Annotated in this window: 9 protein-coding genes; 5 read left to right on the forward strand and 4 right to left on the reverse strand. The window is 55.4% G+C overall.

Annotation, left to right across the window (positions count from 1 at the left end; all coding sequences use genetic code 11):
- Positions 1–54: 54 nt before the first annotated feature.
- Positions 55–264 carry a hypothetical protein gene (locus tag LC354_RS24465; RefSeq protein WP_223428589.1) on the reverse strand — a complete coding sequence of 70 codons (210 nt, stop codon included), beginning with the start codon at positions 262–264 and terminating at the stop codon, positions 55–57.
- Positions 265–340: 76 nt separating this feature from the next.
- Here LC354_RS24465 and LC354_RS24470 point away from each other — a divergent pair, with 76 nt between their 5' ends.
- The 4 genes from LC354_RS24470 (at position 341) to LC354_RS24485 (ending at position 4,819) form a co-directional block, all read left to right on the forward strand.
- On the forward strand, positions 341–1,021 hold the full coding sequence (locus LC354_RS24470) for a DUF4386 domain-containing protein (RefSeq protein ID WP_223428590.1): 681 nt from the start codon (positions 341–343) through the stop codon (positions 1,019–1,021).
- A 226-nt stretch (positions 1,022–1,247) separates the two neighbouring features.
- The gene (locus LC354_RS24475; RefSeq protein ID WP_223428591.1) at positions 1,248–2,108 is read left to right on the forward strand and encodes a tyrosine-type recombinase/integrase; all 861 of its coding nucleotides are present in this window, start codon (positions 1,248–1,250) and stop codon (positions 2,106–2,108) included.
- A 13-nt stretch (positions 2,109–2,121) separates the two neighbouring features.
- Positions 2,122–3,315 (forward strand): IS91 family transposase, encoded by a 1,194-nt coding sequence (locus tag LC354_RS24480; RefSeq protein WP_223428592.1) that lies wholly within the window; start codon positions 2,122–2,124, stop codon positions 3,313–3,315.
- A 790-nt stretch (positions 3,316–4,105) separates the two neighbouring features.
- Entirely contained in the window at positions 4,106–4,819 is a 714-nt protein-coding gene (locus LC354_RS24485; RefSeq protein WP_223428593.1) for a DUF5765 domain-containing protein, read from the forward strand.
- 703 nt (positions 4,820–5,522) lie between these two features.
- Here the strand turns inward: LC354_RS24485 and LC354_RS24490 are convergent.
- From LC354_RS24490 to LC354_RS24500, 3 genes are all read right to left on the reverse strand, one after another.
- Positions 5,523–5,891: a hypothetical protein gene (locus LC354_RS24490; protein ID WP_223428594.1), complete on the reverse strand. Its 369-nt coding sequence runs from the start codon at positions 5,889–5,891 to the stop codon at positions 5,523–5,525.
- 36 nt (positions 5,892–5,927) lie between these two features.
- Positions 5,928–6,134, reverse strand: coding sequence for a glycine zipper 2TM domain-containing protein (locus LC354_RS24495; protein WP_223428595.1), 207 nt, complete (start codon positions 6,132–6,134; stop codon positions 5,928–5,930).
- A gap of 455 nt (positions 6,135–6,589) precedes the next feature.
- Complete coding sequence (locus LC354_RS24500) at positions 6,590–7,135, reverse strand: hypothetical protein (RefSeq protein WP_223428596.1); 546 nt, start codon at positions 7,133–7,135, stop codon at positions 6,590–6,592.
- A 535-nt stretch (positions 7,136–7,670) separates the two neighbouring features.
- Here LC354_RS24500 and LC354_RS24505 point away from each other — a divergent pair.
- Positions 7,671–8,738, forward strand: a complete 1,068-nt coding sequence (locus LC354_RS24505; RefSeq protein WP_223428597.1) for an IS110 family RNA-guided transposase — start codon at positions 7,671–7,673, stop codon at positions 8,736–8,738.
- Positions 8,739–9,162: the final 424 nt, after the last annotated feature.

The raw sequence follows: 9,162 nt of genomic DNA on the forward strand, positions 1-9,162 counted from the left end.
CATGACCGCTGAGACATAATCAAGGGTGGGTCAAATCTCGGTGAAAATACCGGGTCACTTCTCAGCGAAAATCAACATTTTGGGCTCACTGCCGACCTTCGCTGCGGTTGCACACGAAATCAACGCCGAGCCGGAAGACGAACGGTCGCAGTGCGGACGAAGCTGCCATTTGTTCAGTTCTTGGCAATGTCCGCTTTGAAAGAATGCGAAGAGGCTCAGCATCCTGTTCTCGCAAGGCGCCACCTCGGATGCGCGGATCGCCATTGACGAGGATCATTGCGGTTAGAGAGCGAGTCTGTAGGATTGGCTCTGCCGCAACAACCAGTCTGTGAGTAGAGATATGAGCACCGAATCCGGAAACGCGGCCTTTGCAGTCAAAGCCCCGATAGGTAATGAAATTACAAGGCGTTCGGCGCGAATTGCAGCAGCGCTATTTGTCGTGGCCACAGCATCAACGATGGCGAGCCAGATCATCGTCGAGCAATTGCACGTTGGCGAAACAAGTCTTGCCGCGCAACAAGGCGTACTCACATTTGCCGTCGTCTTTGAAATTGCAAATGGACTCGCAAGTGCTGGGATTGCACTGGCACTCTATCCAGTCTTGCGACATCTGTCGGAGCTAATGGCGACAGGTTATCTGGGGTTGCGCCTTGTCGAAGGTGCCCTTGGTGTCGCGGCGGCGGCCAGCCTGATGCTGATCGCGGCGCCAGAACCTGCAACCTCTGCTTGGGCCAGCGCGCATCACGATGCGCTCTTCCTTCTGGTGCTGATCGTGTTTTCTTGCGGAACGTTTTGTTTCTATCCCCTGTTGTTCAAGTTCCGGCTTGTACCGAGACTACTCTCATTCTGGGGGATGATCGGCGGTCTCACCCTGCTGATTTCCTGTATTCTAATCCTGTTTGGCCGGATCGAGGCAGGTGGTACGACCGATCTGGTTCTTTCACTCCCGATCTGGGTCAACGAGATGGTCTTGGCGGCTTGGCTGTATCTACGCGGTCTCGATCTGAGCAATGCAGTGTAAGGTTTGGCAACATGCAAGAATCCTGGCGACTGGATTTAGATAATGGGTCGCAACAGCAGACCTTGGTGTAGCGCGCAGCATTGGGTAATCTGGGCTCACGGACTAAGCCGCTCTCGCGGCATGGGCGCTTGTTTCTGATGTATCGCGCCCGGCTGAATGGATCGAATTTTGCGATGTGACTGACCTGCCTGACGATTGAGGTTTCTCAATTGGACAGGAGGTTCCCATGACACAGGAGAAGATGAGCCCGCTGCGTGCGCGGATGATCGAAGATATGCGTATTCGCGGGTTGGCGGAGACGACACAGAAAGCCCACATCCGGGCGCTCAAGCAATTCACGGCGTTTTTGGGACGGTCACCGGACTCCGCAACACCGGACGACTTGCGCGCCTATCAGCTTCACATGACGGATACCGAGGTCACACCTTCGGTCTACAACGCCCGGGTCGCTGCGCTGCGATTCTTCTTCGGCATGACCTGCGACCGGGAGGATATGAAGAAGTACATACAATTCCGGACCGAACCGCGGAAGCTGCCGATTGTGCTGAGCTTCGAGGAGGTCTCTGCGGTTCTGGCCTCGGCACCTGGCCCCGGCCTCAAATATCGGGCGGCGCTCGGTATCGGCTATGGCGCGGGGCTACGAGCATCTGAAGTAACCAACCTGAAGGTTCGGGACATCGACAGCGACCGCATGCTGATCCATGTAGAGCGCGGAAAAGGCGGCAAGGATCGCGACGTGATGCTGTCCCCGTCTTTGCTGGAGCTCCTTCGCGACTATTGGCGCGAGGCGCGCCCACAGGGCTGGTTGTTTCCAGGGCAAAGCCGGGTCGAACCGCTGTCGCCGCGCTCTCTGAACCGGGCCTTCAATTCCGCCAAGGCGATGGCCGGGATCAAGAAGCCCGCAACGCTGCACTCGCTCCGGCACAGCTTTGCCACCCATCTGCTTGAAGCCGACACAGACGTCCGCGTGATCCAGGTGCTCCTCGGTCACGCCAAACTTACGACCACGGCGCGATACACCCATGTCGCCACTAAAACGCTGCGCAATGTCGCCAGTCCGTTTGAGCACATGCGGGATGTGACCTGAGGGGCGCGGCAGCGTGCCTCGGCGCGCGCTGGAAGTTGCAGATATCTTTCAGGCCCATGGTCCTGCCTACCGGCGGGCCAACGCGGGACATCTGAACCTCTCGCAACTCAAGGTGATGTCAGCCATTGAGGCTTGCCGGACCGAGGCGCTCGGCGGGCATGTGGCGGCCTGCACCAAATGCAACTACCAGCACATCGCCTACAACAGCTGCAAGAACCGGCATTGTCCCAAATGCCAAGGCCCGGCAGCAAGGGATTGGATGGCCGCGCGGGCCGAGGACCTGCTGCCTGTCGAGTACTTCCATCTGGTCTTCACGCTGCCAGCCGAGATTGCCCACATCGCCTATTGGAACAAGCGCGCAGTCTACGGGCTGCTGTTCAAAGCATCAGCTGAGACGGTAGCGACCATCGCAGCCGACCCCAAGCGTCTCGGCGCTCGCGTAGGTACGACCAGCGTGTTGCACACTTGGGGATCGGCGATGACCCACCATCCCCATGTGCATATGATCGTACCCGGCGGCGGCTTGTCTCCGGACGGCACAAAGTGGATCGCCTGCAAACCGGGGTTCTTCCTGCCGGTCCGCGTCCTATCCAGATTGTTCCGGCGGCTGTTCATCAATGGGCTGATGGTGCTGCATCGCACCGGGCAGCTTGCCTTCTTCGACGATCTGGACACCCTGGCGGATGCCGAGGCCTTTGCCAGCTATCTCGCTCCGCTGCGCAAGACCGAATGGGTCGTGTACGCTAAACCACCCTTCGGCGGCCCCGAAGCGGTGCTGGCCTATCTCAGCCGATACACGCACCGTGTCGCTATCTCAAACCAACGCCTCGCCAGCGCCGATGCCGACACCGTGGCGTTCCGCTGGAAGGATTACAGGATCAAGCGTGGCGACCGCATGAAGGTCATGCGGCTGCGAACCGGCGAGTTTATCCGCCGTTTCCTGCTCCACGTCCTGCCCGATGGCTTCCATCGCATCCGCCACTATGGCCTGCTGGCCAGCGCCGCCCGCAAAGCCAACATCGCCAAGGTCCGCACATTGCTCCGCGCGGAAGAGCCTGGGCCGGAAGACGCATCCACCGCCGAAGTCATCCCGCTGACATTGCGAGAGCCATGTCCCGAATGCGGCGGGACGATGCGCATCCTCGAGACGTTCCGGCGTGGCGAGGTTCCACGATCTCGCGCTCCACCGAGGAAACAGGCCGCATGACGACACGTCCGTTCATCCCATCCACCGCAGACCGGTTGCCTCAGCTACACCGGCCGAGACCGCTCGCCTGTAGCTGTCCGGAACATTGCGAGGACGGCGCAAAACGGCTCTTTCACGGGTTGAGGCCAGACCAAAGTTACAGGCAAAATCTGGGATTGGCAGCCTTCACCCCCAACACCTCCGCGTCCATCGCCGTCACAAAGCCAGCCGAAAACGCTCTTTCCCCATAGGTGGCGCCCAGCACCCGCGGCTTCTTCCCTGAGAGGTTTGTCAACGCGGGCCACGCTCACGCCCAGCCGATACCCCGCGCAATGGCCCGCGTCGAAAAACCTTCATCACTGCCGACTTTCGCTGCGCTTGCACACAAAATCAACGCCGAGCCGGGATACGAGCGGCGGCAGTGCGGACTTTGCCGCCATTCGTTCTTCGTACTTCGCTAACGCAGCATCGCTTCGCGCTTGCGGCATGTCTGTCGCCGCGTTGCAGCTCACGTCGCCAATGCGGTCATTCAATCTGGGCAAACCACGTCAAATCCAAACCGCACTTTCGCCGCGCGGTGTCAGAACAATCAAGACGCGGGACGTTGCTGCCCTTCGCTTCTGATCGTGAATGCCTGCTACAATCATCTTTCTAGCCATTGGTGCAAAAGCTCGCATGAAGTTGGTGGTCTGAACCACTTTACGAACAAGCCAGCCTCTGCGGCCTAGCAGTCACAAAGGCCTCCCGGTCAGAGACGCTTGCTAATGTGTCCAATCTTGAGGCACGATTGATCGAACAGGAGGTATTTGCCATGTGTTGGAGCGCAACGGCGTCTGTCGCGATGGTGGCATTGGGCGGCGCTGCAGTCGCGGTCACAGCGATGCGCGGTGAACCGAAAGCAATTTGGATCACTCTGGGCTTTTTCACCGTGATGGAGGGTTTGCAAGCCGTTGGATATGCAGTTGTAGATGAATGCTCGAACCCCGCAAACCAATCGATTACATTGCTGTCCTATCTACACATTGCCTTTCAGCCCTTGTTCATCAACGCTTTTGCAATGGCAATTGCCCCATCCCCGGTACCGAAGTGGCAGGCACGCAGAGTATATGGCCTTGCTGCGTTCGCCACAGGATTCATGCTGCTGAAACTGGTTCCGCTACAGGCACTTGGCGATTGCACGCCCGGGTCGCCACTTTGCGGGCTACAAACTTGCCTGATCTCAGGCGATTGGCACATTGGCTGGATTTTACCGCTCAACGGTTTCATGGAAGGTTTCAGCTCGACCTTTGGTATCCACATCTGGTTCCCAGCCTATTTTCTTGCCGTCTTTGCCCTGCCTCTTTGGTACGGTGCATGGCGCTTTGCGTTGTTTCACTTGCTGATCGGACCATTTCTCGCCTTCGCACTGACGACCAACCCAAATGAACAACCCGCAATATGGTGCCTGTTCTCGATTGGTATCATCTTGGTGTCGCTTAGTTCGTTTATCAGGGTGCGAGTGATGGGCGCGTATCAGCCAGCGTGATGATTATCAAAAGGCCTTTTTCCATCAAACCTGCCCGGATCATCATTTCTTCTGTGTAAAACAGGCTACCAAGAGCTGGGGCTAACGCTCTGCTTTGCTCAGCCAATAGGCCGTACGGCAGCTTTGCGCGGCGGTTTCAGGTCATTCGAACAGCGTGCAGCATTGGGGAGTCTGGGCTCGCAGTCAGATTTCGCGGCGCGTTGCCTCAACAACAGCTATCGGTACGGGGATGTCGATGCATCCGAAAAAAACAGAGAAATATCAGTTTCTTAGCCCGCTTGGCGAACGACTGTTCGTAGCCACCTCAATCTGGGGTGACGCTGCACTGGCATCCGGCCGCTTCGAGCCCAGAGCAGTCAGTCAAAAATCAATTCCTTGGCAGATGCAGCAAATCGGCCTACCCAGTTAGACCCGCACACCACGCCGCAAATCAGCAACGCAAGCCGCCATTCATTGCTACCCTAGCAATTTCCGGAGGGTCCATGACCGCGTTGACGGTTGCGGGAATGCCCCTCCGTCTGTTGACCTCCGGATATATCACCAAAAAATTAACGGTTTCCAAGAGGGGGGCCAATAAAAGCTGCTACCATTTATCTGCAATAGGCGAAGGCGTTATTCCCGTTTCACTGACAGCGGTGAAGTTTCTTTTTTGCCGGGCAGTTCTAAATATCAGGATGCCAACAATTTTTGACCAAAGAGAGCCTTATAAACCGAGCACATTTTTGACGGCTGTATCAATAATTCCTGCCAGCAAGGCCTTACGGTCGGCTGCGCATCCGCCGCGCACTTGCTCTATGAACTCTGCGCGCAACTCTTCCCTGCGTTCGTCAGTTGTTGCATACTCTGCGAGGTCAACTTGACGGTTTATTAAAGAAACAGCGACCATTTTCTTGACGACGCTTACTATCGCATCTTCATCTGCGCCTGTGACTTCGACAAGACTGTCGCACGAGTGGTGCAAAAGGCCCGCCGCTTCTTGAACCATCAACTCAGTGGTTGGTTCGGCGTGCAGGGGCGTTGATGTCATCAGCAGGGCTAACGCGCCAATGCTAGGTAGGTTTCTGACCATCATTTGATTTCCCTTTATTTCCTTGCCAGGTGTTTCAGATCAATCGCCGATGATAGCCCCAGCTACACCACCTACAACCGCACCTTTTTTTGCGCCATCCTTACCGTCAACAAGACCGCCAACACCCGCACCGATAATTGCACCTTTTAATGCGCCGCCAGCTTCAGCTTGACTGGCAGGAATGATGCTGATTGAAGCTGAAAACACACAAGCGGCCAGCACCGCGGAAGTCTTTTTGATGAACATATCCATTTCCTTTATGAGCCGAAAACTTTGTAAATCAATGCTACTCTGCGCCCATTTGATTGGCAACGAACTTCGGCGTGATGTCTCAGAACCGCGAATTGTTCGTCGCGATTAATTCCGTTCGACCAACTCGCTGTATTGGTTTTTAGGTGGAATACAATGCAACTTTGATATCAAGGTGCACCGTCACAGTCAGCGGCGTTGTCCGCGCTGTTATTCATCCCGCAGCCGCGCTTACTTGGTTTGTCCGCAATTCAGGTTTTACGCAAATTTTGGCGAACTTACGGTATCGTTCAAAGCAGTTCCAGTGGTCTGGATCTCAAAATCGACGCTCACCCAATATCAACCGCAGCGGCAGTGTAGCCATGCGCTAAAAACACTCGTACGATCCCTTTGATCCTTGCGCAGACTTTTTCAGGCGCGGTTAGACAGCACTTTCGTTGTGATGACCGAGCTTATTCTTCAACAATCCCAACGGCCAAACCCTCCGCAAAAGTCAACGCAACCATATCACCTGCCTTAAGTTCGCTGGCAAAAGCACGGCCAGCATCGGATTTAACATCGATCATCTGTTCCATGCCGTCACTGTCTTTCACGGTCGCTATTGAAGCATCGTTGTCAAAAGAAACGAACTCCAACACGAGCGTGACTGCCGTTCCTGTCAGTGCACCAGGTTTTTCACCTTCCATTGCCCGTCCGTCGACCTCGACGGCACTGTCCATTTCATCAGGCATTGCCATGCGGGCGGCAATGCCCAGCGTGTAAATGGCTTTGACCTTGTCACCTGCTTCAATCTGATCGAAGTTGATGATCTCCGGACCGGCTACAATGATCTCTGATTGGCCAGTCGTCTCGTTGTCGAGAACGATCGTTCTTGTTTCTGCATCAACTGAACGGACGGTGGCATTCACCTCCATTGTCATGCTGCGTTCCGCGCTTTGCGCAATACCATAAACAGGTGCGAGTGAAAGGATGACAACGGCGAGTAAGTGTTTGAACATTGTTTTCTCCTCTTCAATGTATCTTACAAAAACGTTGCCTTCTCTGGGGTCGTAACACAACCGATTTAAACATGCGTATACAGATTGACGATTTGAAAATGAATTGAAGCGAAATCCGGGCCGATTGTCTTAACTGTCATTGGGTGGCTCCTTTCCTAGTAGTCAAAAACAACTGCACTTTGGCACATTCGATGCCGGTGGAGCAGGAGCCACCCACCTCATCCGATTTCGGGGATTTATGCCAGGCCGCCGCGTGCAATGCCGTGATACGGTCGAGCAATCAGAGTGATTTTAGCTGCGCCAGCATCAGGCAGGTTCGTCCGCGGTCTGTGAATTCGACCGCTTATGCTTGCCGCAGCATGTATGAATGACCGGTCTTACCGCTGCGCGGCAGAAGCGGATTTTTACGCTCACGCAACATTTCTCGCACTGCGAGCGCGTGCAGCGTGAAAATCGAACTCACAGTAATGGGATGTACCGGCTGCTTCACCCAGCAGGTTAGGCTTTGCCTACACTGCAAACAGGAGAAGTAGCTATGAAATCAAAGAAGCCAGAAGATCTCGATAAGGTTACAGTCATTGGTGTCGACATCGGAAAAGATACCTTCCATCTCGTTGGATTTGATAACGCCGGACAGCGTGTATTACGCAAGAAGATCAAGCGTCTGGCGCTACATTCGGTCTTTGAAGGCCTGCCGCGTTGCGTTGTTGGCATGGAGGCCTGCATGAGCGCGCATTTTGTCAGTCGTATGCTGCGAGAGCTCGGGTTTGAGCCTCGGATCATCCCAGCGATCTACGTGAAGCCGTTCAACAAGGGGCAAAAGAACGATTACAACGATGCGGAGGCTATCGCAGAAGCAGCAATGCGCCCAAACCTGCGCACAGTCACTGAGAAAAGCCAGGATCAGTTGGATCTGCAGGCAATGCATCGTGTTCGGTCGAGGCTGGTGGCGCGACGCACCGCCACGATCAATCAGATCCGGGCGTTCCTGATTGAGCAAGGCATCACTGTGCGAGCGGGGCGGCATAGGTTGCAGAGCTCGTTTGAGGCAATCCTTGAAAACCGGCGCGATGAAATCTCACCGCGGATGCGTAATACGCTCCTTGGGCTATATGGCGATTGGCTCTGGGTCGATGAACGGATCAAGGCAATCTCATCAGAAATCGAAGAGATCAGCAAAACAGAAGAAAACTGCGCCAATGTCATGACCATTCCCGGGATCGGACCACTCATCTCAACGGCTATCGTGGCCGCCATTGGTCAGGGCGAGGTGTTTGATCGAGGTCGAGATTTTGCTGCTTGGCTCGGTCTCGTTCCACGTCAGTTTAGCACTGGTGGGCGGACAATTCTTGGTCGGATCAGCAAGCGTGGCAACAGCTATCTAAGGATGCTTTTGGTGCAGGCCGCCAATGTCATTTTGATGCGCCCCCACCGCTGGGATGCGATCGGTCTTGGCCCATGGTTGCGCGGGGTTGTGAGCCGGATGCCGCACAACAAGGCTGCTGTCGCGCTGGCCAACAAATTGGCGCGCACTGCCTGGAGCGTTCTACGCCATGGAAAGACATACACGGCCGTCGGAGATGAGACTTTGGGCGCGATCTGAAGCGCTCGAAGTCACAAAGAAGTTCGCGAAGGAGAAAAGCTTGGAACGGAGACAATACGCCCCCAGAGTCTGAGAGCCCAAATGATCGTCATCGGTCTGGACAGTAATGAGACCAAGGCGCGTGCGTAACCCAAAATGGCCACGGCCCGCGAGCCGATAAACAGGCCGGATACATATCAGCGACTACCGCTAGCCACGCCAATAACTCACTTGCGAACAGCAGCCGGTACATACATCGGGCTCACTGCCGACCTTCGCTGCGTTTGCACGACAGAAAAAACTGGTCGATGCCCTGAGTGTCCGCTTTCTTCGAGCGTCCCTTTCGATTTCGCACTTGCGGCGAAGGGCCGCTTCTCTAATTGGGTGTCTGGGTCAAGCTCGTTTTCCTTCTATTTTGTCGATGAGATCGTATATCCGGGTCACG

Origin of the sequence: Tateyamaria pelophila (assembly GCF_019966495.1) — a bacterium.
GTDB lineage: Bacteria > Pseudomonadota > Alphaproteobacteria > Rhodobacterales > Rhodobacteraceae > Tateyamaria > Tateyamaria pelophila.

Coding starts and splice junctions, on each gene's coding strand:
- LC354_RS24485 (WP_223428593.1), top strand. CDS start 4,106: ATGTGTTGGAGCGCAACGGCGTCTGTCGCGATGGTGGCATTGGGCGGC.
- LC354_RS24475 (WP_223428591.1), top strand. CDS start 1,248: ATGACACAGGAGAAGATGAGCCCGCTGCGTGCGCGGATGATCGAAGAT.
- LC354_RS24505 (WP_223428597.1), top strand. CDS start 7,671: ATGAAATCAAAGAAGCCAGAAGATCTCGATAAGGTTACAGTCATTGGT.
- LC354_RS24500 (WP_223428596.1), bottom strand. CDS start 7,135: ATGTTCAAACACTTACTCGCCGTTGTCATCCTTTCACTCGCACCTGTT.
- LC354_RS24465 (WP_223428589.1), bottom strand. CDS start 264: ATGGCGATCCGCGCATCCGAGGTGGCGCCTTGCGAGAACAGGATGCTG.
- LC354_RS24495 (WP_223428595.1), bottom strand. CDS start 6,134: ATGTTCATCAAAAAGACTTCCGCGGTGCTGGCCGCTTGTGTGTTTTCA.
- LC354_RS24470 (WP_223428590.1), top strand. CDS start 341: ATGAGCACCGAATCCGGAAACGCGGCCTTTGCAGTCAAAGCCCCGATA.
- LC354_RS24490 (WP_223428594.1), bottom strand. CDS start 5,891: ATGATGGTCAGAAACCTACCTAGCATTGGCGCGTTAGCCCTGCTGATG.